Genomic DNA, 22,639 nt, shown 5'->3' with positions numbered 1-22,639 from the left:
TTCAGACCGCGCTGCTAGAATCACGCCCCTTTTCCGGTAACCCCCTCATGACGGACAACACGTCGAACCCCCAAGGCGACGGTCCAGCGCTGGCGCTGGCGACCCTGGCCATCCATGGCGGACAGCACCCGGACCCGTCCACCGGCGCAGTGATGCCGCCGATCTACGCGACCTCCACCTATGCCCAGTCTAGCCCCGGCGAGCATCAGGGGTTCGAGTACTCGCGCACCCACAACCCGACCCGCTTCGCCTACGAGCGCTGCGTGGCGGCCCTGGAAGGCGGCAGCCGCGGCTTCGCCTTCGCCTCCGGCATGGCAGCGACGGCCACGGTGATCGAGCTGCTGGACAGCGGCAGCCATGTGATCGCGATGGACGACCTGTACGGTGGCAGCTACCGCCTGTTCGAGCGGGTGCGCAAGCGCACCGCCGCGCTGGAGTTCGGCTTCGTCGACCTGACCGACCCGGCTGCGTTCGAGGCGGCGATCCGCCCGACCACCAAGATGGTGTGGATCGAGACCCCGACCAATCCGATGCTGAAGATCGTCGATATCGCCGCGATCGCCGCGATCGCGCGCAAGCACGGCCTGCTGGTGGTGGTCGACAACACCTTCGCCTCGCCGCTGCTGCAGCGGCCGCTGGCGCTGGGCGCGGACATCGTGGTGCATTCGGCGACCAAGTACCTCAACGGCCACTCGGACATGGTCGGCGGCATGGCCGTGGTCGGCGACAACGCCGAACTGGCCGAACAACTGGCCTTCCTGCAGAATTCGGTGGGCGGCGTGCAGGGCCCATTCGACAGCTTCCTGGCCCTGCGCGGCCTGAAGACGCTGCCGCTGCGCATGCGCGCGCACTGCGACAACGCCCTGGCCCTGGCGCAGTGGCTGGAAACGCACCCGGCGGTGGAGAAGGTGATCTACCCGGGCCTGCCCTCGCACCCGCAGCACGCCCTGGCCGGCCGGCAGATGGCCGGCTACGGCGGCATCGTCTCGATCGTGCTCAAGGGCGGCTTCGACGCGGCCAAGCGTTTCTGCGAGCGCACCCGCCTGTTCACCCTGGCCGAATCCCTGGGCGGCGTCGAGAGCCTGGTCAACCACCCCGCAGTGATGACCCACGCCTCGGTGCCGGTGCAGCGCCGCGACCAGCTCGGCATCAGCGATGCGCTGGTGCGCCTGAGCGTGGGGGTGGAGGATGTGGGGGATTTGCGCGGGGATTTGCTGGCTGCTTTGGCGGGAGATGAAAGGTAATGCAGAGCCATGCAAATCTAATTTTCTTGTTCCGCCAATTGCTCGCGCGCGAACTTGCATTAAAGTACAAAACAACGGTTCTCGGCGCTCTTTGGCTGGTTCTTCTGCCAATTCTGATGCTATGCGTCTACACGCTGGTGTTCAGTGGCATTTTCAAGGCCCGATGGACTGGTGCGCAGAATTCAGGCGATTTTGCCTTGATGCTCTTCGCAGGGTTGATTCCCTTCTCCTTTCTTTCGGAAGTTCTTATTACGTCGCCAACGCTGGTGGTTGGGCAGCCGAACTTCGTGAAGAAGGTGGTCTTCCCGCTGCCCATGCTTGTGGTTGTCAAGGTGGCAGGGGCCTTGGTCACGGCGGCTATCAGCTTGCTTATCCTGCTGCTCGCCCAGGCATTTCTTTCCGAAGCTCCTTCTGCAAAGGCGCTGTTGACGCCGATTATTCTGCTTGAAATGGTCCCGATGCTGCTTGCGATCGGCTGGATACTTTCAGCGCTCGGCGTCTATCTGCGCGACGTAGGTCAGTTTGTCGGCATTCTGAGCAGCGTTCTTCTTTTCTTGAGCCCGATTTTCTTCCCGCCCAGCGCCATGCCGGCGTCCGTCTCCGGTCTTATTGCGTTCAATCCCCTGGTCACCCCGATCAGTCAGTTGCGTGCAGCAACATTGGGCCATGAAGCGCTGGATTTGGTGTCGCTTGGAAATCATTTCGTAATCTCCATCATCGCTGCGCTGCTGGCGTACGCGCTTTTCAAGCGTCTATCACGAGGTTTTGCGGACGTCCTATGACTAGCACTGCGCTTCCCCAAATTCCAGACAACAAGCTTGCGCTTGAGATGCGTGGAGTTACCAAGGACTACCCGGTGTATGGGCATCCTCTCAAGCGTCTATTGTCGCTGTTGCGTCCTTCGGGTGATCGTGCATCCCACAACTTTCGTGCGCTGGAGGATGTGACCCTCCTCGTGCCAAGGGGCGAAACCGTCGGCATCATCGGGCGGAACGGTGCCGGCAAATCGACTCTTCTACAGATTCTGTGCGGCACGCTTTCGCCGACCAAGGGCACCGTCCGCATACGGGGGCGTTTTGCGGCACTGCTGGAGCTGGGAGCCGGCTTCAACCCTGATTTCAGCGGCCGTGAGAACGTCTATCTCAGCGCGTCTCTGCTTGGCCTGACGCATGCGGAAGTCGATCAAAGCCTGGACAAGATCATTGAGTTCGCCGACATCGGTGAATTCATCGACCGCCCGGTCAAAACCTATTCCAGCGGCATGTACGTGCGGCTGGCTTTCTCCGTTGCCATTCACACCGAGCCTGACGTGCTGATCATCGACGAGGCACTGTCTGTGGGCGATATCCGCTTTCAGATGAAGTGTCTGGCGCGAATCGAGCAGATCCGCGCTCGTGGAGCCACCGTCCTGTTTGTCTCGCATTCGCTGGAGCAGGTGAAGCGTTTCTGCCAAACCGCGATCTGGCTTGAGCAGGGGCGCGTAAAATTGCATGGCGAAGCGAGTTTTGTCGCGGACCGGTTTCGGGACTACGAATTGGGACGACTGGCGCCCCCGTCAGGCGAAGCGAATCCTGTTGGGGAAAAGGCTCCTGCAAAACGCGATTCGGTGCCCGCTCATATCGAGCGTACGACGATGTCTACCGACATGTTGGCGCCCTTCGAGCCCTTGACAGTCGAGATCGAGTACGCGGTCAATGACGACATGATCGAAGGCTTGCTCTTGGGTGTTGCAATAAAAGGCCTGGATGGTCAGCACATCTTTGGCCCGAATACGCATCTTGAGCAGATCGATATTCCTTCTGGCCGTGGCACTCACGGCATTACGTACCACATTCCTTCCATGCCGTTGTTGACAGGCACATATCGCATCGATGTCGGTCTTTTTACCGATAAGGGCCTGGTGTGCTTGGATTACCTGTCTTCCGTCAATGAGTTCACCGTCGCTGCGCCGTACTTCAGCGAGGGACTGGTCTATATTTCTCATGAGTGGCGTGTCCATGGTCGTTGATCTCCAAGCCATCGCATTTGATCACTACCAACGCTACGGTGCGGCTTCTGCGATATTGAACACGCTTGGCTGCGGCGACTGCCGGATACTCGAAGTCGGTGCGAACAGGCAGCGGTTGCTCGGTGAATTTCTGCCGAAGGCAAGCCTGCTGTATACCGACATACGTGTGGAAGGGGACGAGCAGGATTTCGTTGTAGCCGACGCCACTGCGTTGCCGTTCCAATCAGGCGAATATGGCGCCGTTGTCTCGCTTGATGTGCTTGAACATATTCCTCGCGAACTCCGTGCTGCGGCCGTATCGGAAATGGGGCGCGTCGCCGGGAATGCCGTGGTGATTGGCTGTCCTACGGATGAAGAGTGGGTGGTTCAGGCCGACGCGGCCGCCAATGGTCGTTGGAAAGAGCTTTTTGGCGACGATTACGAGTGGCTGCAGGAGCATCGCGACTACGGGCTCGTGAATGCCGCGGAAGTGGTTTCCATCCTGCAAAATCAGGGATTGCACGTAGTCGTGCTGACACAGGGAAGCGCGACGTTGTGGGAAAGCCTGATGGGCGTTCACTTCATGAAGGTGAAGTTTCCCGAACTGGAAGGCCTTTCAACGGCGGCAGACAGGCTCTACAACACGCGGGTGTTCGCTGGCGATTGCGTTGGACCCTGTTACCGAACCTATTTTATCGGGCTTCGCAATGCGGAAAAGGCCCAGGAATTGCGCGATTGGTGGGTCTCCCGTGGCGCCTCGGATGATCAAGCCGTGGGTTTGCTGGAACAGTTGGCGTCTGGTCTGAGGGAACTCGCTCTTCGCACGCTCAATTCAGAACTGGAATGGGCCGCTACCGCCGACGTTGCCAAGACCCATGCGAAAGATCTGGAGGTGGCGACACGGGAGTGGAGCGCGACGATCCAGCGGTTGGAGACCGCAGAAGCCGATGTTGCGAAAGCCGTCGCTGGATGGAAATCCACAGCCGAAGCTAATGCACGTTTGGAGGCCCAGGTCAAAGAGATCACTCACGAGTGGGAGCAAACTGTTGCCCTATTCAAGCAGGCACAGCAAGACGCTCTGAGCGCATCTGAAGGATGGAAGCAGGCCGTTGATGCCTGTCGCCAAAAGGATGAAGACTTGCGGATCGCTCTGGGTGAGTGGCAGTCAACCGCCGAGTTGCTGAGATTGTCGGAACAGAGAGCGGTAGAGGCTGAGCAGGGTCGGATCGCGTTGGTGCATCAATTGGAACAAGGGCAGCAAAGTTTCGTCGCCGAGCGTCAAAAAAGTGCATCGGCGGGAGAAGGGAATGTTGCTGGCGCCGAGGTGGCCGATGAATCTTCTCAGGCTGAGTGCGATCATGCGGGTGCGACGGAGTTCGTCGATGAGCTTCGCCGTGAGTTAATGAAAAGTAGAAAGGCGCTAAATGCTTCATTGGACGCTATTCGTGGCGGCGACGAAGAGGTCGGGGCGGCATCGCTTGGGCTTGACGCTTCAGAATCGCTCCGGGAGGCCGTTGAAAAGGAGATGCGCGATCTGCAGGCACGCCTGGAGATCAAGCTGATGGCGATGTTCTGGCGCAACAGCAACAATTCCGCCAGCACACAGAAGCAATAACAAGGTTTGAGCTGAATTCGAGAGCGACAGCGCGACCATTCAGTGTGTGGCAATGAGCGTGGCGCTCATGCTTGGCCGCTCATTGGTTAATTGAAGCAAAATTGATTTGAGGTATTGAAATGGGGGTTTCATGGTAGTTCGGCAAATTCGCGCCCTGCTTAGCTCGCTGCGCTGGGCGTGGCGTCGTGCTCGTCTGCAAGGGAGATCCCCTTTTCAGCTCGTGAGCGCCTGTATTCGTGAGGGCGCAAAGGGGCCCCGGCACTTCGCGAGGCGGATGGCGGCATATGCTTCTGGCGGATCGGCGCCTGCGCCACAGGTATCTTTGGATGCCTATGAAAGCTGGCACTCAGCATTGCCGCAGCTGGAAGTTCCCGCTGATAGCGGGATGATCAGCGTCATCATCCCGGTCTGCAATACGCCCGAGCTATTCCTCAGGGAAGCGATCGAGAGCGTGTGCACGCAAACCTACAAGAACTGGGAAATTTGCATTCATGACGACGCTTCCAACGAGCCCCACGTGGGCCGGATATTGGCCGAGTTCAAGAAGCGCATTCCCAACCTGCGGGTTACCCGGTCGGAGACGCGCTCAGGCATCGCGGCCACCACCAATGCGGCGCTTGCGTCAGCCCGCGGAAGGTGGGTGACGTTCCTCGATCACGACGACGTGCTCGACCGCAACGCGTTGGCGGCGGTAGTGGATTGCCATATCAAGACAGGAAGCGCCGTCGTTTATACCGACCACGACATGTTGGGTGAGGATGGCCGGTTGCGTAATCCGTACTTCAAGCCGGATTGGAACTACGACCTTTTCCTGGCGCAGATGTACCTAGGACACCTGGTCAGTTTCGAACACGATCTGATCAAGCGAGTGGGTTTGACGCGTAGCGAGTGTGACGGTTCGCAGGACTATGATTTGGTGCTGCGTTGCGTGGCGGCAGGAGCCAAGGTGGGCCATGTTCCGCGCGTGCTGTATCACTGGCGCATGCACGCAGGCTCCACCGCCGCGAACGCCGATTCAAAGCCATATGCGCATGATTCGGGGAAGCGTGCGATTCAGTACCACGTGGATGCGGTCTATCCCGGCGCCCAGGTGGAGGACGGTCCGCATTTGTTCTGTTACGACGTGCGCTACCCCTACGCACAGCATGCGCCGAAGGCGAGTATCATTATCCCGACCCGGGACGGGCTCGATCTGTTGCGGCCATGCATCGAGTCGATCCAGGGAAGGACCGATTACGCGAGTTTCGAAATTATCGTTGTCGATAATGGATCCAAGGACCCTGCCACGCTCGAATGGCTTGATTCGATGTCCAACGAACCGTGGTTCCGCGTGTTGCAGGCGGATGTGCCGTTCAACTGGTCTGCGCTCAATAACCTTGCCGCGGCGAGCGCCGAGGGCGAAGTGCTCGTATTCCTGAACAATGATACCGAGGTCGCTTCAGCGGATTGGCTGCAACGATTGGTGGAAAACGCGCTCAGGCCGGATGTCGGCGCATGTGGCGCATTGCTCCTGTATGCAGATGGCAGCATTCAGCATGCGGGCGTGGTTGTCGGCATGGGTGGCTGGGCCGATCACGTGTTCAAGGGGCAGCAGCCGATCCACCACCAGCACCTTTTCGTATCGCCGATTCTGCGCCGCGAAGTGCTGGCGGTGACAGGTGCGTGTGTCGCCATCTCGCGCGCTAACTTCGATGCCATTGGCGGATTCGACGAGTCATTCGTCGTCTGCGGTAGCGACGTGGAACTGTGCCTGCGTGCCATGGCGAATGGCAAGCGCACCGTGTATGTGCCGGAGGCGATCCTTATCCATCACGAATCCAAGACGCGAGATCCGCGCGTAATTCCAGAGAGTGATTTCGTGCGATCGGCGCAGGCCTATTCGCCTTATCGTGAATCCGGAGATCCATTCTACAGCCCGAACCTGGATTACATGTCGCCGTCGCCGGCCTTGCGAGGAGCGCAGGCAGATGCTTGATCGTTTGCTACGGCGCGCCGCACGTGGGTTGAGGACAGCAGTTGTTGCATCCCATCCAGTGCGCACGAGCGTCGGGGAGATCACGCCCTGTGAACCCAGGGCGGAAGATCGGCATGGCCGTAGGCTTAATTTGATACTGCCTTCCATCAACAAGCAGCATTACTTTGGTGGCATTCACACGGCGGTCCTCATCTATCGTGAACTCTGCCGCTACTTCGATGAGTCGCGGATCATCCTTGTCGATTCGGCACCCGACGATGAGGCGCTGGCGAGGTTCGGGGATCACCAACTCGTCAACTGCGGAGAGGAAAGCGAGGCGCCGCGTCAGATCGTTGCATTCAATGATAGGTATGGGCAGACGTTGCCGGTCGCTGCGGGTGATCATTGGTTGGCCACGGCGTGGTGGACTGCTTATTCGGCTCAACGTCTTGCGACCTGGCAATCGGCGATGCAGGCAAGTGACCGACCTGTGATGTACCTGATCCAGGACTATGAGCCGGGATTCTATGCATGGTCCAGCCAGTCGGCACTTGCGATGAGCACGTACCGCAAAGACCGCGATATCGCGATTTTCAATACGTCGCTTCTGCGGGACTATTTCGCGCGCCAAGGATTCGACTATCAGCGTGCGGTGACGTTTGAACCAGTGCTTCATGATGGACTGAAAGCGGCGCTGGAGCGTGTGCGCTCGACGCAGCAGACGCCACGCCAGCGCGTGATCCTCACGTACGCGCGTCCGGGAACGCCTCGTAATGCGTTTGAGCTCCTGTGCGAGGGCTTGAGGAAGTGGGGTTGGGCAGACCCACGCTGTGCCGACTGGCGTGTTCTTGCGGTCGGCGAGCTCGATTCAGATGTCGATCTCGGGCCGTTCGTTCTGCAGGCGCTGGGTAAACTTTCGATCGATCAATATGCCGAGCTGCTTTCCACGTCGTCGCTCGGAATCTCATTGATGATTTCCCCCCATCCCAGCTATCCGCCGCTGGAGATGGATGCATTCGGCATGTCGGTGATTACCAATCGGTTCGCCAACAAGGATCTGTCATCAAGCCGTGCAAACATCGTGTCGTTGGAGACGATGACGCCTGAGGCTATTGCCGCCGAATTGAGTCGACAGATCGATATCTGCGAATCGAGGCAGATGCTCTCGGGGCCATTGGCTGCCTTGGACAATGCCTATGTGTGTCAAGGGCGCGATGCATTCTCTACAATGGTGGATGATGCGGCGATACTGTGGGGTGTAACTCAGGTTGGCCGGGTGTAGGCGTTGTCGTTAAGGGCTGAGTGGTTTGTTGCGTTACAGGGGGATAGTGATGAAGTTTTTGAAGATGTTCCAAAGTGAGCGCGGGTCGCCGGAAAGCGATGCCGCTGCAGCTGTCGCAGTGAGTAGTCTGCATGAGCATGGCTATGCGCATTTGCCAGGCGTCTTGTCTGCCAAAGAATGCGATGCCATTTGTGCTGACTTCACGCGCTACGTGGCGAAACACCGCCAGGAGGCAGATAAGCATGTCATGGGGACTGGGCGTCATTCGCGGTTGACCAACATGCACCTCGTGAGCAACAGGGCGCGTGCGGCGATTGCCAAGCCTGTGGTAATGAAAGCCCTGGACGCGTTCTTCGGCGACCGAGCATTCGTTGCGACCTCTCTTTTCTTCGAACAGTCGAGCGAACAGGCGCTCCATCGCGATACGCCATTCTTCCATACGCGTCCTCACAACATTTTTGCTGGCATCTGGTTTGCGCTAGAGGATGTGCATGCCGAAGCAGGGCCGCTCCAATACTACCCCGGTGGCCATCTGATCGAGATCGAATCCATCCAGGCCACTGGCGCCGATCAATTGGGCGAGGCGTTCAACCACTACATTGGACGCGTGGCTGAGGAAGTGCACAAGCGTGGCATCAAGCCGGAGATTGCGCTGATCAAGAAGGGCGATTGCTTCATTTGGCATCCCGAGCTTCCCCATGGGGGCACCCCCATTCTTTCGGCTGGTATGACCCGTAAGAGCATGGTGTTCCACTGTGCGCCCGAGCGGGAGACCATGTATGGCATCGAAGAGTTTTTTGGCGTACGTCCTTTCGCGCCGAAGGACATCCGTAAGGTACCGATGATCGGTGATCGGTTCATGCTCCAGCTGGAGCGCCCGATGTTCGCACCAAATAACTAGCGCGAATACCCCGGTGGGGAGCGGCTCGGCGTGCTGAAGCCAGTGAGCGACACAGGTGGCTCGCTGGCTTCTGCAAGAGTTACATTTTGATGGTGATTGCCTTTGCTCACTGATGGGCTGTAGCTGCTGAATGCTGCAATTCCAATATGGCAGCTGGCCCCAAACCGATTGCTAGCGCTCGACTACGGGCAGTGAACGACCCTGGGCCAACGATGGCGTGTCGATGTCGGAGCCTAGACCCTGGAGCAACTGTGGAAATGGCGCGGGTCAGGGTAGTGATCCTGTGCCCGCGCAAGTTCCAACGTTCTCGAATCCTATAGGCTCTTGGGGGCGACTGTGGTCGTGCAAAATCCCGGTATTACGATCTTGTAAACGGCTGGTTGTGCGCGTCCCCTCAGGTACGCCTTGAAGGGGGCGCCGAAAGGCGCGCCGGGGCTATCCTGTTTGGGCTCGGCGAGCAGGCCTCGACCCACGATGGTGTTGTTTGCGTCCACCAGCAATACGGTGGATATCTTCTGAGGCAGGATGGAATTCATCAGTCCGCCCTTCAAACGGATCCAGTCGTTCGTCGACGCATCGACAGCCTCGCTCTCCAGCCCGGCCAAGCTACAGGTCTGCAGCGGCAACGTGGGATAGCTGCCGCCTAAGGTGAGTTTCGCATCGTAGATCCCTGGCTTCGCGAATATGCCAAGACCCATGTTCGCGGCAGGCTCGGCGATTTTCTGTGCCCAAGCTGCGTCGGGGAAGATCCACCCGATCTGCTTTTCATCCTTGACTCCCAATTCGAGCGCCAGGGCGGCGAAGCGCCACTCGAAGTCCAGATAGGGTTGCGGACGCGTCGCTGTCAACTGCGAAGGCAGGAATGCGAGCGCCATCAGCGCGAGGCCGATCTGATAAGGCATTGTCAGCGCGCGATCGCGAAAGAAGTTTCGTGATGCCAAGATCAGGACACAACCAAGCACCAATAGGCCAGGTGTCGTGTAGCGACTCGCCACAGCGGCATCGAGGCCAAACAGCGCTCGGCTACCCGCCGTTGCAAATGCGGAGGCGACGAGGTATCCAAGGAAAAGGGTGACGACAAGATCGACATCAACCGTGTCATGGCGCTTGAATATCGTGCGCCAGGACAGGATCGCTCCTGCAGTCAATAGCACGACACCGGCGAGGATGGCCCAGCCGAGATGGAGCGAGCCACTCGCGTCCAAGTGGGCGAAAGGGCTGCCGATGTACGCGAAGAAGAACTTGATGACTTCGAGCGGCTCTGTCCGAAGCGATTCGAGGATCGAGCCATGTCCGGCGGGTGCCGTGTAATGGTGGAAGTACAATGCCGGAACGGCAATCGCCAATGCCCAGGCCAGCAGATTGCGACGCCAGCTTTGGCGCCCCAGCAGGCAGGCAGTAGCGACGACGCCCCCCGCCAACACACCATTTGCCATGCTGACGGCGGCCATTGCGGCCACGGTCAGGGCTGCCAGGAAAACGATGGCATTTCCGCGAATGCGCGTGCGGCATGAGGCATGCAGCAACACCAGGGCGAGCAGGGGCAGTAGATTCGCGAGGAAGAACTGACTCTGGAATGCCCATGTCAGGTTGTTGCTTTGGGTCCACAGCAGTGCGCAGCACAAGATGAAGGCTGCGATCATGCGCCCATCCCGTCTCCGGGCTGCGTCGCGTTGCAGGGCGCACCAAGCGAGTAGCCCAAAGGTCGAGCACGCAAGCAAGTAGTTGATAACGACCAGTACCGCGCCATTGCTATCGAAATAGCGATAGTCGAGGAAGAAAAGGATTCTGGACAGCACGATGCGATGTTCGTTGTGCTGCGCCCACCACTGCGAGACATCCGTCATCTGGCGGACATAAAATCCCAGCCCGCCATCCCACATGTCCCAGAACGGGACAGGGCTGAACGTGAGGATTCCACCCACTACGGCCAATAGCGCATAAAGAGCGGCCAATGCGGTGATCGCTGCAAGCGCAGGCTGCGACGCCATCAATGTGAACGCAGCCAGCGTCCTATCGCGCAGCCCTGATGGCGCGCTATGTTGAGCTGTCTGATTCATCGATGCCCCCGAAAAGTGAAATGCTTGTGCCCCAGATAGCTGATTGCAACCGGCGCAATGACGCCTATCGCGTGAGCAACGGCTTGAGGATAAAAGTTCATCTGCATTTTCGGAAAGATAATCTTGGCGAAAAGCAAGCTGATTAGCAGAGTCTGTAGTGCTGCCGCCACGTTGATGAGTATGAACCAAGCTGCCTGCTGGTGGATGTGGTTGCTGGATTCCTTGAATACGAAAAGTCGGTTCAGCAAAAAGGCGGTCAGCATGCCGATGCAGTAGGCAATGATGATGGCCTGCGCATACGGCATAAACTCATTCAGCAGGATTCTCGATCCAAAATTGACTAGCGCCGCAAGACCGCCCGCCACCAGGAACTTGAAGAACTTCTGATCAATCACAGATCAGCCACCAACTTGGCTCCGACAGCGATGCTCTCGTTGATCGAGCGATCCTCCGGGTAGTAGTACGCCGTATCCGCCATGTAGAAGCCTTCCAGCGGCGTCTTCATCGGCGGCAGCATGTCCTGGAACCCCGGCGGGCAGATGGTCTGCGCGTACTCGTAGCGATGGCAATGGGTCGCGCGGATCCACTCCGGCTTGAAGTCCGGATTGATCATCGGCAGGTAACTGACGACTTCGTCGATCAGCTGCTGGTTGCTCCACTGCCACTTCGGATGGGTCTTGGGCATGTAGTAGGGCGCGTACACGATGTGCTCGCCAGGGCCCTTGCCGGGGTTGAGGTTGCTGTATTCGATCAGGCCGGGGATGCCGATCCGGTCGTCGCTGATGTTCATCCAGAAGTTTTCGCTGACCGGCTTGGACAGCTTGAGGATCACGCAGGCGACCGGGATGTTCTCGATCGCGGCGACCTGGTCGGCAAAGGTCTTGGGCAGGCCCGGCACCATGCCAGGTACGTACTGGATCGGCGCCGTCGACACCACGCCGTCGTAGGCATGATGGCCGTCGCGGGTGCGGATGCCGGTGACCTTGCCGTCGACCGAGGCCACTTCCTCGATCGGTTGCGACAGCAGGATGCGTCCGCCGAGGCGTGCGACTTCCGCCGCCATGCGTTCCAGCAGCACGGCCGAGCCGCCTTCGAGATAGCCCATGCTTTCATTGAACAGGTTGCGCCGCGACAGCGCCACGCGCTTGATGCGGGTGCCGATCCACGAGGCGGACAGGTCATTCTGGTACTCGAAGAACTTCAGCGCGAAGGCCTTCTCCCACATCACCTTGTAGGCTTTGGGGCCGATCCAGCGGGTGATCCAGTCACGCGCATTTTCCTTGTCCAGCGCCGTCCAGTCGCTGATGCCCTTGGTGTGCATGACGTGCAGGGCGTAGCGGATCTTGTCGATCAGCCCCAGGTGCGGGAAGCCGAGCAGGGCGAACGGCGTTCCCCATTTGTGCAGCTTGCCCTGGTAGTAATACCCCATCTTGGTGTCCGTCCAGTGCAGGCGGTCGGACAGCTTCAGGTCCTCGAGCAGCTTGAACAGCGGGAAATCGGTCTTGCAGATGAAGTGGTAGTAGCGCTCGATGCGCAGGCCATCGAAATCGAAGTCCGCGGACATGCCGCCGATGCGGTCGTCGCGTTCGTAGACGTCGACCTGGTGGCCCTTCTTCAACAGTTCCATGGCAGCCATCAGGCCCATGGGGCCGCTGCCGACGATCGCGAATGTACTCATGATTCTAGTCTCGTATGACGGTTCAGCGCTTGAGCACGATGTGGCTGTAGCGCGGGTCGGTGTAGCTTTCGCGGATCGCGTCTTCGAACGGCGTCTGGCGCACGCCGAACACCGCTTCGGTATCGACGCCCTTGAAGTCGTCGCCGGCGCTCAGCGCCTTCAGCTGGTCGGCGGTGAACGGCGGCTTGGAACTGAAGAGCGAATACACGCGCAGCAGGAAGGCGAAGAAGCCGATCGGGATATGCACGATCAGGGTGTGCAGCTTCTTGACCCGCTTGATCGTCTTGATGATGTCGACGTAGTCCACGCGCGTGTCGCCGACGATATCGTAGACATCGCCGTCGGGCTCGCGTTCGATGCACTTGGCGATGCAGCGGCAGAAGTCGCGCTCGTACAGCGGCTGGCGCATGAAGCGACCATCGCCCGGAATCGGGAACACCGGCGTCCTGGCCATGAAGCGCGATAGCCAGCCCAGATGCTTGGGATCGAACCAGCCGAACATCAGGGTCGGGCGCAGCACGCAGTGGCGCAGGCCGCTGGCGACCACCATTTCTTCCTGAGCGCGCTTGGTGTTGGTGTAGTCGTCCTTGGCCACCGAGTTCACCACCGATGAGCTGATGTGCACCATGTAAGGCACGTTTGCCGCGCGGCAGGCGTCGAGCACGTGCGCGGTCGCGGTCAGGTTGTTGCGAGTGAACAGGTCGGTGGTCTTGCCGGTGATCTGCGCGTGCAACTGCACGACGAGCCGAGCGCCTTCGAACGCCTTGCTCCATTCGCCCGGCTCGGCCAGATCCGCAAGGATCGTCTCCACATCCGGATGCAAGCCTCGCAGGATGCCGAGATTGTGCGCGTGCTTATCGATGGCTACCAGCCGGGTATAGCCCTGTCGCTTCAGTTCGACGATCAGGTTCTGCCCCACCAGCCCTGCAGCGCCGGTCAGGACAATCTTGTCATTCTTCTGTGCCATGAATCAAACTCGAAAGCGGATGAATGGAGTCAAGGTTCGTCGGCGCAATGCAAGTGGCTAGTGGAGCCGCCGTCGGTGTTTGTTTGTGAAAGAAAGCGAAGAATTTTCGCCGATCGCTGCGGGTCATCAGCGACATTCTGATCGCAACAGTGCAGGAGCTCGGCGCAATTGCAGGATGGGCACGTTCAAAATCATACAGAAACCTGCTCTTTGCCCGAATAATCGGAGGGCTCCTGTATCTCAAGGAGGGAGGTGCCGACGACCGAACTCTGCGTAAAAGCCTCGGGTGCTTCCTCGCCATCGGAATGCGCTCCCGATGGCAGGTGTGCCGCCTTTGCGAAGCAACTCCCTGTGGCGATCAGGGTTGCCAATGCCAGGCCGCCGCACAGCAAGGCGCTCACCAGGACGTAGGCCGACTGCAAGCCGGGGAGGAACTGCCGATCAAACACATAGGCTGACAAGGACACGGTGACGTTGGCCAAGCAGATCGCATAGAAAAGAGGAGCACTGGTGCGCCACACAGCGGCCAGGATGGCGAGCTGCAGCAGCAGTACAGACGCGTAGGCACCGATGTGCGTCGTCGTTACCCCTCCCTTGAAGATGGCGATCACCCACACCAGGGTGACCACAGCAAAAGACGTCAGTGCCTGCAACAGCGTCTTGAGCGGCTGACTGTCTCGATGGCGGTCGCGCAAATACATCACGACGATGCAAGGGAGCAGCAACAAGGGCGAGGCAAACCACATCGAATGGAACATGTGGTAGAAGTCGTCCTCGATAAAACGGGAAAGGAATGCGGGATCCTGTCGCGTTGCCATCCTCCACGCATCATAGGGTGCCGATAGCGTGCCTTTGACGATCACGCCGAGATTCTGCAAGCGTGCGGTCAGCCAATCGCCGGGCGTGAGCTGGGAATAGGCGTGGAGAATCGCCTGCGCGGCGCTCTCGTCGCTGACGTCGATCTTGTCGGCAAAGTGCCACTTGATAAGCCGGTCGCCAGGAGGATCGACAAGCCGCTGATAGGCCACCCATGGAAGGTAGAGCGCGGCGGCGAGTGGCCCGGTCCGCAGCAGCATCGCCAGGCCTTGGCGCTTGTACCAGCACAGGTGGACGAGGGCGACGCCGACGATGAAGAACAACGCGCCGCCATGCGACAGCATGGCCAGCGCTGCGGCGATGCCCGCCTGCCCCCAGCGCCTGGGTGCACCGTCATCCGGAAACAGCGCCAGGTAGTAGATGAGCGAAAAGGCCGCGGCCAGCAGCTTGGGCCAGACAAAAAGGGTGCTGAGCAGCATCAAGGCCGACAGGCTGAGCACGAGCAATGCCATCGCTTGCGCCCGCTTACTCATGAACCGTGCGAGCAGGGAAGCCAGCGGCAGCAGAACCAGTGCCTGCGCCCAACTGCAAATTCCCTGGTACACCAACACGTGGCTGTGCGGCAACAGCTTGTACAGCATGAGGTACAGTCCAACCTGCAAGGGAGGACGGTCGCTGCTCAGCCAGTCGCCAACCATCGGGATGTCCAGCCTGCCGCGTGCAAGCATGTCGCCGAACAGCATCGGCAGCCAGGCGTCGGTCGGGAAATGCCTCCAGCGCAATGCCGGGCCATCATCCAGTTGTCCCTCCCAATGGAACGGGAACAATCCGATCCACAGAATCAGGCAGACAAGCAGCAGTGCGGGGAGCAGGCCTTTCTGCAAGTCTGCGATGTCGGCGAGCGAGATGTGCCGACGCCTTCCGAGCATCAGCGCGAGCGGGAAGGGGAGTACCAGAATCAGCAAGGCCAGCGCACTGCCTAACTTGGCAGAAAGCACATAGCCCAGAAAGATCGCAAACCAGCCGCAGCCCGCGGCGAGCAGGCCCTGGAGCAGACGCTCACGTGGAGGTGCACCTGCGGGCAGGCACAAGCAAACGGCAAGCAACCAGACATTCCCCAGCAGCACGGCGGCCAGCATCGGCAGCATGCCTCCGGCCAAGTCCACGGCGGGACGCGTGATTGAATCGCCGAGTCCGGCCCAGCCGAAAGAAGAGCGGGACTGATCGTCGATCCGGATGCGGTAGCCCTCCTGCGCGATGTCATCGGGAACCACCAGCATGAAGCGTTCCCAATGCTCGCGGGGTTGCTCCGGAATCGCGATCCGCGCGGTCTTTCCCGTGCGAGTGACCGCATTGAGGCTCACACCGGGATTTCCCGGATAACCTGTAATCATGACCTCGATGTGCTTTGTGCCAGGAGGATAAGGGCGCGACTCCAGCGTTCCGACCCAGGCGTCGGCGCCTTCGCAGAAGCTGATACGGCCCGCGACGGTGTCATCCTGCTTCAGGAACGGCGAGTTGGTCGGGGCGCAACCGCCATCGATTCCCAACGCAGGGTCCGGATAGAAGCCGCAGCCTCCAAGAAGCAACAGGCAGATGAGCAGTGCCATGTTCATGACACGACGTCCCGCAGAGACGCTGGTCCTGTGGGGCCTGTCAAAAATTCCTGCAGGGTTGTCCTGCGCGTACAGGGGCGCCGCGGTGCCGAACATGGCATGTCGACCGGTCATGTCAGATCTCGATCCTGCAGGAAACGAATGTACCGGTCATGTCAGAGCTTGATCCTGCGGAAAACGAATTCGGGAATGGATTTGATGACGAACATGATCGCCCACCAGAAACCGGGCAGGTAGGCGACCGCGCGGCGGCCGTCGACCGCGCGCAGGATGCCCTTGGCGATCTGGTCGGGCTTGGCCCACAGCGCGCCTTTCTTGAAGGCGGCGGTCATCGGCGTATCGACGAAGCCCGGCTTGATGGTGAGTACGTTGATGCCCTCCGGGCGCAGGCGCTGGCCGAGGCCGCTCAGATAGGCGCTGACCGCGGCCTTGGCGCTGCCGTACAGGTAGTTGCTGGCGCGGCCGCGGTCGCCGGCGACCGAGGAGATCACCGCCAGCGTCGCGCCCGCGCGCAGGCGCGGCACCAGCGCGGCGCACAGTGCGATCGTCGAGGTGCCGTTGGTGGCGAACTCGCGCATCGACAGTTCGACCGAGGCGTCGCACGCGGCCTGGTCGGGCAGCGTGCCGTGGGCGATCAGCACCACGTCGACGCCACCCAGTGCGGCCCAGGCGGCATCGAAGGCCGCCGCATGGCCGGCGCTGTCGTTGACGTCGAGCACGCCGCAACTGGCCTTGCCGCCGCGCGCCGAGAGATCCGACGCCATAGCGTCCAGGCGCGCAGCCTGGCGGCCGAGCAGATGGAGGGCCGCGCCGCGCGCGGCGTAGCGCCGGGCGGTGGCCTCGGCGATGGCCGAGGTGGCGCCAATGATGAGGACGCGTTGCATGTTCACTCCGTGACCCGGCGCCAAAAGCCGGAAGAAAAGCGGGGATCGAGATAGCGGTTGAAGTCCTGCCAGCGGGCATAGGCGCGCTGGAACGAGGCGGCTGACATCCGCGCATCCTTGGCAGGGTACAGAGCGCCGTCGGCGGCGTCGACGATGCGGTCCAGCCGCTCCAGCAGGCGCAGCACGTCGGCGCCGTCGTTGGGGAAGTCCAGCGCCAGCGTGGTGCCCGGGCGCGGGAAGGACAGCATGCCGCGCGCGGGAAGGTCGCCGAATTCCTTCAGCACGGCCAGGAAGGAGCCGCTGCCGCTGCGGGCGATTTCTGCCAGCAGCGCGTCCACGCCGTCGCGCGCGGTGGCCGGCGGCAGCACGCACTGGTACTGCAGGAAGCCGCGTGGGCCGTACATGCGGTTCCAGTGGCGGATGCCGTCCAGCGGATAGAAGAACGGCAGCACATGGCTCAGCCGGCGCTTGCTCCGCGCGGGTTGGCGCCAGTAGTACAGCGCGTTGAACGGCCGCAGCGACAGCTTGTTGACCAGCGAGACCGGCGGGGTCAGCGGCATCGCCAGGCCCTTGCCGGGCGAGGCCGGGCGCTCCTCGGGCAGGCCGGCGCAGTGATCGGCACGGGTGAAATGGCCGCGGCCACGGGCGCGACCGCTGGCCAGGCAGTCGATCCAGGCGACGCTGTATTCGTGGCTGTCGGCCGAGGCGGCGGACAACGCGAAGAACTCGTCGAGCGAGCCGAAGCGGATGTTCTCCGTCTCCAGCGCCGGGCCCGGCACGCGGCGCAGCTGGATCTCCGCCCAGGTGATCAGCCCGGTCAGGCCGAGTCCACCGACCGTGGCCGCGAACCAGCCGTCGGCGTCGTCGTGCGGGGTGCACAGGCGGCGGCTGCCGTCGCTGCGCAACAGCTCGAAGGCGAGTACGTGGTGGCCGAAGTTGCCGGTGCGGTGATGGTTCTTGCCGTGCACGTCGTTGGCGATGGCGCCGGCCACAGTGACGTAGCGGGTGCCCGGCGTCACCGGCAGGAACCAGCCCTGCGGCAGCGCCAGATCGATGATGTCGGCGAGGGTGACTCCCGCCTCGCAGTGCAGCCGGCCGGTGGCCGGGTCGAAGCCGATGAAGCGGTCCAGGCCGCGCGCGCACAGCAGGGTGCCATCCGGATTGAGGCAGCTGTCGCCGTAACTGCGGCCATTACCACGCGGCAGCGCGTTGCCGGCGAAGGCCGGCAGGGCGGCCGCCCGGTCGGCGATCGGCAGCAGCGTCTGCGTCGCGTGCGGGTAGCGTCCCCAGGACTGCCCGGCATCGGCCATCAGATGGCGCTCAGCGCGAACAGCCCGCACAGCACCACCACCACCTGGCTGACCCGGTCGGTGGCGGCAAATACGATCGGGTCGTCGTGCATGTCGCCGCGGTGCGCCACGATCCAGACCCGGCTGACCCAGTACAGCAGCACCGGGCAGATCAGCCACAGCAGCTTGGGATGCCGATACAGCTGCACGCTGGCCGGGCTATTGATGTACAGCGCCATCACCATGACCGCGATGTAGCCGGCCGCCGCGCCCATCGACTGCAGCAGCACCAGGTCTTCCACCGAATAGGCACGCCCGCTGGCCTTGGTCTTGCCGCTGCCGAGCATTGCGTGCAGTTCGGTGTAGCGCTTGAGCAGCGCCAGCGAGAGGAAGATGAACATCGAGAACGCCAGCAGCCAGAACGACAGCTCCAGGTCGATGGCTACCGCGCCGCCGATGATGCGCACGGTGTACAGCGCCGCCAGCAGTACCACGTCGATCATCACGATGCGCTTGAGTCGCAGCGAGTAGGCCAGCGTCATCACGTAGTAGGCCAGCAGGACCAGGGTGAACTGCAGGTTGCAGGCCAGCGACAGCGCCAGTCCGGCCAGGGTCAGGGCGGGCGCGGCGAACAGGCCCTGCAGCAGCGGCAGCCGACCGGCGGCGAACGGGCGCTTGCGCTTGCGCGGATGCTGGCGGTCGGGGGTGAGATCGAGCAGGTCGTTGAGCACGTAGACGCCGGAAGCGCAGAGCCCGAACGCGACCATGGCGATCACCGACTGCAGCACCGACTCGCCGTCCAGGAAGCGGTGCGCGGTCAGCAGCGGCACGAACACCAGCAGGTTCTTCAGCCATTGGTGCAGGCGCAGCGCCTTGAGCCAGGCGCGGGCGCGCGGCGGTGCCGGCCAGTGGCCGTGGACGGTGGTGCGCTGTGCGGCAGCGGCGCGCAGTCCGTTGCCGTTGTTGACCACCCAGGCGCCGCCCGCCTTGTCCCACACGTGCAGGTCCACGCGGCCATTGCCGGCATAGTCGAAGTTGCCGGCGCCGAACCGCTCCACCAGCACGTCGGCCTTGTTGCGGCCTGACAGGTTGCGCTGGCCGTCGCTGGCGATGACCTCTTCGAACAGGCCCAGGTGCGCGGCGATCGGCGCGACCAGCAACTGGTCCGAGGCGGTGCACAGCACGCGCGGGCGCTGCGACGTGGTGCGCAGCAGCTCCAGCACGTGCGCGTTGTAGGGCAGGGTCTCGGCGGGGAGCGTGACCCGCGCGGCCAGTTCGCGCTTCAGCGCGGCCTTGCCGCGCAGCAGCCACAGCGGCAGCAGGAACACGTACAGCGGATTGCGCGCCAGCAGGGCCAGCAGGGACTCGTAGAGGATGTCCGAGTTCAGCAGTGTGCCGTCCAGATCCACGCAGAGCGCGCGCCCTGAAACAGCCGGGCGGTCGGCGGGAGAGCTGGGGAGGAAGGACATGCTGCGGCCTGGTGATGCATAGCGGGGCCGCATTATAACCAGCGGTTCAGGCGGCCTGGCGTCGTTGCAGAAATTCCGTCGCGCCCATCGCCAGGGCGCCCACGGCGACCGCGTACCAAAGCGTCACCAGCCGCGCCGCCACCGCGACCGCGATCGCATCGGCGGTGGCGACCCCCAATCTGTCCAGCATCAGCACGATCGCCAATTCTGTGGTGCCGACCCCGCCTGGGACGAAGGACAGCGCGCCGATCAACATCGCCAGCGGGTAGATGCCGAACGCGACCAGTGGATCCAGGTCCAGGCCCAGGCCACTGCACAGCCCCACGAAGACCGCCGAGGTCAGGCCCCAGGCGCCGGCGCCTGCGATCAGGCTGCGCACCATCTGTGTGGTGCCCAGGCAGGCACGCAGTTCCATGGCGGCGAACACGGCGAACTGGGCCGTCCGCTGCAGCCAGCGGCCGGGTAGGCGTCGGCCCACGCCCTCCAGCCACGCCAGCAGCGCCGGCCAGGCGGCGGCGCCGAACAGCAGGGCGACGAAGCCCATCACCACCGCGGCGAGGGTGCCCAGGGTGGGGAAGACCGGTGCGGCCAGCAGCGACAGCGCCAGGATCACCAGCAGATCGGAGGCGCGCTCGAACACGAACACCGCCAGCGTCCGCCCCGCCGGCACGCCCATGCGGGCGAAATAGCGGATGCGCAGCAATTCCCCGGCCTTGCCGGGGGTGGCGGTCAACGCGAACCCGGCCAGATAGGCGGCCCATCCCAGCCAGAACGGCACCGCATGGCCTTGTCGTTGCAGCAGCCAGCGCCAGCGCCAGAAACGGAACAGGTAGCTGGCCGAGACCGGCAGCACCGCCAGCGCCAGCAACGGCCAGATCGCGCCGAGCCGGGCGAACGTGCCGTTGCCTCGGTCGATCCACCACAGGGCGGCCAGGTAGCCGCCGCACAACAGCACGACGAACAACGCCAGATGATCCGCACGGTGGCGCGGCGCGGGCACGCCGTCGGCGCCGTGCGGCATCATTCCCGGGTCTCCGCGCCTGCTCAGCCCAGCGCCTTTTCCAGCTCCGGCAGCACCGTGAACAGGTCGCCGACCAGGCCGATGTCGGCGATCTCGAAGATCGGCGATTCCGGGTCCTTGTTGATCGCGACGATGGTGCCGGCGTCCTTGATGCCGGTCAGGTGCTGGATGGCGCCGGAAATGCCGATCGCCACGTACAGTTCCGGCGCGATGATCTTGCCGGTCTGGCCCACCTGCAGTTCGTTGGGCACGTAGCCTGCGTCGACCGCCGCGCGCGAGGCGCCGACCGCCGCGCCGAGCTTGTCGGCGAGCTGGTAGACGATCTGGAAGTTCTCCGCCGAGCCGACGCCGCGGCCGCCGGAGACCACGCGCTTGGCGCTCTGCAGGTCGGGGCGGTCGGACTTGCCGGCGGCCAGGCCGACGAAGCGGGTGTGGCTCGGCAGCGACGCGTCCACGCTGGTCGCTTCGACCGCCGCGATGCCGCCTTGCGCCGCTTCCGGCCAGGAGGCGCTGCGCACGGTGGCCACCACGATCTGGTCGGCCGGGGCCTGCACGCTGATGATGGCGTTGCCGGCGTAGATCGGGCGCTTGAACGCGTACTCGCCGTCCACCGCCATCAGGTCGGAGATCTGGTTGACGCCGAGCAGGGCGGCCACCACCGGCATCAGGTCCTTGCCGAAGGTGGTGGACGGGCCGAACACGTGGGTGTAACCGGTCGCCAGGGCGGCGATCTGCGGGCCCAGCACCTGCGCGATGGCGTGTTCGTTGGCGGGATTGGCGACGGTGAGGACGCGGGCGACGCCGGCGATCTGTGCGGCCTGCGCGGCCACCGCGGCCGGATCGGCGGCCAGCACGACGATATCGATGGCCTCGGGCGACAGCGCCTGCGCGGCGCTGACGCACTTGGCGGTGGCGGCGTTGAGCTGCCCGTTGAGATGTTCGGCGACGACGAGGATCTTGGCCATTACAGCAACCCCTTCTGCTTGAGTGCGGCCACCAGTTCGGCGGCATCCTTGACCATCACGCCGCGGCTGCGCTTGGCCGGCGGGGCGTAGTGGGTGGTGGTGAGGCTGTCGTTGGCCTCCACGCCCAGGTCGGCGAAGGCCAGGGTCTGCAGCGGCTTGCTCTTGGCCTTCATGATGTCCGGCAGTTTGATGAAGCGCGGCTCGTTCAGGCGCAGGTCGGTGGTGACCACCGCCGGCAGGTCCACTTCCAGGGTCTCCAGGCCGGCGTCGACTTCGCGGGTCACCGTGGCCTTGCCTTCGGCCACCACCAGCTTGCCGGCGAAGGTCGCCTGCGGGCGGCCCCACAGCGTGGCCAGCATCTGCCCGGTCTGGTTGGCGTCGTCGTCGATCGCCTGCTTGCCCAGGATCACCAGGTCCGGCTGCTCCTGCTCGACCAGCTTGAGCAGGGTGCGCGCGGCGGTCAGCGGCTGGATCGCCGCGTCGGCGACCACGTGGATGGCGCGGTTGGCACCCATCGCCAGGCCGTTGCGCAGGTGCGCGGCGGCGTCGGCCGGGGCGATGGTGGCGACCACCACCTCGCTGGCGATGCCGGCGTCGCGCAGGCGCAGCGCCTCTTCCAGGGCGATTTCGTCGAACGGGTTGGCGGAGAGCTTGACGCCCTCGGTGATCACGCCGGAGCCGTCCGGCTTAACCTGGATGCGGACGTTGTAGTCCACCACGCGCTTGTAGGCGACGAGGATTTTCATCGTGTACGAGATCCTTCAGCAGTGCGGGAAGGCCCGGCCGCGGCGGCTGGCACGGGGCAGTCGGAGGATTCTAACCGGGCGCGGGAGACCATGCGAGGGCGTATGGTGACGGGGTCCGTAGGCCCCGATCCTGCCGCGCGGCAAC

General features: G+C 62.5%; 18 protein-coding genes. 7 read left to right on the top strand and 11 right to left on the bottom strand.

Annotation, left to right across the window (positions count from 1 at the left end; genetic code table 11):
* The first annotated feature begins 47 nt into the window (after nucleotides 1-47).
* The 7 genes from GGR64_RS06255 to GGR64_RS06225 all read left to right on the top strand — a co-directional run bounded on the left by GGR64_RS06255 (nucleotide 48) and on the right by GGR64_RS06225 (nucleotide 8,983).
* Entirely contained in the window at nucleotides 48-1,244 is a 1,197-nt protein-coding gene (locus GGR64_RS06255; protein ID WP_184644612.1) for a cystathionine gamma-synthase, read from the top strand.
* Complete coding sequence (locus GGR64_RS06250; protein ID WP_184644610.1) at nucleotides 1,244-2,026, top strand: ABC transporter permease; 783 nt, start codon at nucleotides 1,244-1,246, stop codon at nucleotides 2,024-2,026. Before GGR64_RS06255 ends, GGR64_RS06250 begins: the two co-directional genes overlap by 1 nt.
* Nucleotides 2,023-3,252, top strand: coding sequence for an ABC transporter ATP-binding protein (locus tag GGR64_RS06245; protein WP_326520310.1), 1,230 nt, complete (start codon nucleotides 2,023-2,025; stop codon nucleotides 3,250-3,252). Before GGR64_RS06250 ends, GGR64_RS06245 begins: the two co-directional genes overlap by 4 nt.
* Nucleotides 3,242-4,846 (top strand): class I SAM-dependent methyltransferase, encoded by a 1,605-nt coding sequence (locus tag GGR64_RS06240; RefSeq protein WP_184645210.1) that lies wholly within the window; start codon nucleotides 3,242-3,244, stop codon nucleotides 4,844-4,846. Before GGR64_RS06245 ends, GGR64_RS06240 begins: the two co-directional genes overlap by 11 nt.
* Nucleotides 4,847-5,168: 322 nt before the next feature.
* On the top strand, nucleotides 5,169-6,821 hold the full coding sequence (locus GGR64_RS06235) for a glycosyltransferase family 2 protein (protein WP_184644608.1): 1,653 nt from the start codon (nucleotides 5,169-5,171) through the stop codon (nucleotides 6,819-6,821).
* A 130-nt stretch (nucleotides 6,822-6,951) separates the two neighbouring features.
* The gene (locus GGR64_RS06230) at nucleotides 6,952-8,082 is read left to right on the top strand and encodes a hypothetical protein (RefSeq protein ID WP_184645206.1); all 1,131 of its coding nucleotides are present in this window, start codon (nucleotides 6,952-6,954) and stop codon (nucleotides 8,080-8,082) included.
* A 49-nt stretch (nucleotides 8,083-8,131) separates the two neighbouring features.
* Nucleotides 8,132-8,983 (top strand): phytanoyl-CoA dioxygenase family protein, encoded by an 852-nt coding sequence (locus GGR64_RS06225; protein WP_184644606.1) that lies wholly within the window; start codon nucleotides 8,132-8,134, stop codon nucleotides 8,981-8,983.
* 314 nt (nucleotides 8,984-9,297) lie between these two features.
* On the opposite strand, the gene GGR64_RS06220 is transcribed toward GGR64_RS06225, so the two are convergent.
* The 11 genes from GGR64_RS06220 to GGR64_RS06170 form a co-directional block, all read right to left on the bottom strand.
* Complete coding sequence (locus tag GGR64_RS06220) at nucleotides 9,298-10,974, bottom strand: hypothetical protein (protein WP_184645204.1); 1,677 nt, start codon at nucleotides 10,972-10,974, stop codon at nucleotides 9,298-9,300.
* A gap of 65 nt (nucleotides 10,975-11,039) precedes the next feature.
* Entirely contained in the window at nucleotides 11,040-11,438 is a 399-nt protein-coding gene (locus tag GGR64_RS06215; protein WP_010377761.1) for a GtrA family protein, read from the bottom strand.
* Nucleotides 11,435-12,721, bottom strand: coding sequence for an NAD(P)/FAD-dependent oxidoreductase (locus tag GGR64_RS06210; RefSeq protein WP_184644604.1), 1,287 nt, complete (start codon nucleotides 12,719-12,721; stop codon nucleotides 11,435-11,437). Before GGR64_RS06210 ends, GGR64_RS06215 begins: the two co-directional genes overlap by 4 nt.
* 22 nt (nucleotides 12,722-12,743) lie before the next feature.
* Complete coding sequence (locus GGR64_RS06205; protein ID WP_184644602.1) at nucleotides 12,744-13,688, bottom strand: NAD-dependent epimerase/dehydratase family protein; 945 nt, start codon at nucleotides 13,686-13,688, stop codon at nucleotides 12,744-12,746.
* Nucleotides 13,689-13,879: 191 nt separating this feature from the next.
* A complete protein-coding gene (locus GGR64_RS06200; protein ID WP_184644600.1) occupies nucleotides 13,880-16,120 on the bottom strand; it encodes a hypothetical protein in 2,241 nt (746 codons plus the stop codon).
* A gap of 155 nt (nucleotides 16,121-16,275) precedes the next feature.
* Nucleotides 16,276-17,004 (bottom strand): SDR family oxidoreductase, encoded by a 729-nt coding sequence (locus GGR64_RS06195; RefSeq protein ID WP_184644598.1) that lies wholly within the window; start codon nucleotides 17,002-17,004, stop codon nucleotides 16,276-16,278.
* Nucleotides 17,005-17,006: 2 nt separating this feature from the next.
* A complete protein-coding gene (locus GGR64_RS06190) occupies nucleotides 17,007-18,314 on the bottom strand; it encodes an FAD-binding oxidoreductase (RefSeq protein WP_184644596.1) in 1,308 nt (435 codons plus the stop codon).
* A complete protein-coding gene (locus GGR64_RS06185) occupies nucleotides 18,314-19,702 on the bottom strand; it encodes a UbiA family prenyltransferase (RefSeq protein WP_184645202.1) in 1,389 nt (462 codons plus the stop codon). The genes GGR64_RS06190 and GGR64_RS06185 overlap by 1 nt, the downstream gene beginning before the upstream one ends.
* 106 nt (nucleotides 19,703-19,808) lie before the next feature.
* Nucleotides 19,809-20,786, bottom strand: coding sequence for a lysylphosphatidylglycerol synthase transmembrane domain-containing protein (locus tag GGR64_RS06180; protein WP_184644594.1), 978 nt, complete (start codon nucleotides 20,784-20,786; stop codon nucleotides 19,809-19,811).
* A gap of 20 nt (nucleotides 20,787-20,806) precedes the next feature.
* On the bottom strand, nucleotides 20,807-21,748 hold the full coding sequence (locus GGR64_RS06175; protein WP_184644592.1) for an electron transfer flavoprotein subunit alpha/FixB family protein: 942 nt from the start codon (nucleotides 21,746-21,748) through the stop codon (nucleotides 20,807-20,809).
* Entirely contained in the window at nucleotides 21,748-22,494 is a 747-nt protein-coding gene (locus GGR64_RS06170; RefSeq protein ID WP_184644590.1) for an electron transfer flavoprotein subunit beta/FixA family protein, read from the bottom strand. Before GGR64_RS06170 ends, GGR64_RS06175 begins: the two co-directional genes overlap by 1 nt.
* Nucleotides 22,495-22,639: the final 145 nt, after the last annotated feature.

It is taken from the genome of Xanthomonas sp. 3307, assembly GCF_014199735.1.
In the GTDB taxonomy this organism is placed as follows: Bacteria; Pseudomonadota; Gammaproteobacteria; order Xanthomonadales; family Xanthomonadaceae; genus Xanthomonas_A; species Xanthomonas_A rydalmerensis.
This window is presented reverse-complemented; position numbering and strand designations above follow the sequence as displayed.